This is a genomic window from Varibaculum cambriense, assembly GCF_022133705.1.
Taxonomy (GTDB): Bacteria; Actinomycetota; Actinomycetes; order Actinomycetales; family Actinomycetaceae; genus Varibaculum; species Varibaculum cambriense_A.
The window spans coordinates 1-1,134 of record NZ_JAKNHJ010000031.1; the positions used below are offsets into that span (position 1 = coordinate 1).

Consider the following 1,134-nt stretch of genomic DNA (forward strand, 5'->3'; position numbering starts at 1 on the left):
GGGGTTAATACCTGAATTGTGTGTATAAATTCGTTGTTTTTTGGGGTTTGATCAGGGGTTATGATGGTTTGAATATGCTTTGAGAGCATATTGTGTGAAGAGTGCTTGTAATCGACCGGTTTGTGGTGTATGCGGAGAAAAACTTGTCAAGAATGGTCGCACGAGTGCTGGCAGGACTCGTTGGCGTTGCCTGGCCTGCGGGGCCTCAACAGTTAAATCACGTCCTGATATTAGTGCTAGAGCCCAAGCGGACTTGTTTATAAAATGGCTGCTAGAAGGCTATTCGATTAAGCAACTCGGGATAGCTAAAACCTCTTTTGCTACTAAAACCGCTTGGTGTTGGAAGGTTAGAGTACCTAAGCCACAAGTTACCGGCGAGATATATGACCAGATCCTTCTTGACGGTATCTACCTTCCCTATAACTGGTGTCTTATCACCGCTACTAACGGCAAACGAATCATTGACTGGCAGTGGTGCCAAAGAGAAAACGCGCCCGCCTACCAAGCATTAATGAACAGACTGCCACCACCACAAGTAGTGGTAACTGATGGCGGGGCAGGCATTAGAAAAGCTCTGCGAAACACTTGGCCTAAAACCCGCGTGCAACGTTGCCTTTTCCATGTTAAAACCAATACCATCACCGACTTGACCCGTAGACCAAAAACTGCCGCTGGAAAGGCACTCCTAGCTCTTACCAACCAGTTATTAACCATCAATACCCCTCAAGAAGCCGCTAACTGGATTAGATTGCTACACCAGTGGCACCAGCTCTACCAAGAGTTCATCAACGAGAAAACCTACAGCACCAACCCCAACGGTAAAACCCACTGGTGGTGGACACACGAACGCTTAAGGAGAGGCTACAAACGCTTAGAAAGACTTTCTAGATCCGAGAACCTATTTACCTATCTAGAGCCCGAATTCGCTAACAACAACATACACCGCACTACCAACCAGCTAGAAGGAGGCATCAACGCCCCCATCCGCCGCCTACTCAACACCCACCGCGGTCTATCCGAGCCCCACATGAAAAAAGCCATCCAATGGCTAATCAACCAAAAATCTATAGACCCCACCGACCCCGTAAAATATCTCACCACCCAGCACAAACACCTAGACCAAGAAAAACTGTC

The 1,134-nt window shown here is 47.8% G+C and carries 1 protein-coding gene; it reads left to right on the top strand.

All coding sequences use genetic code 11. The features are described from left to right. Nucleotides 1-94: 94 nt before the first annotated feature. Nucleotides 95-1,134 (top strand): IS1249 family transposase (locus L0M99_RS09690; protein ID WP_238128453.1); only part of this gene is annotated, 1,040 nt, incomplete at its 3' end.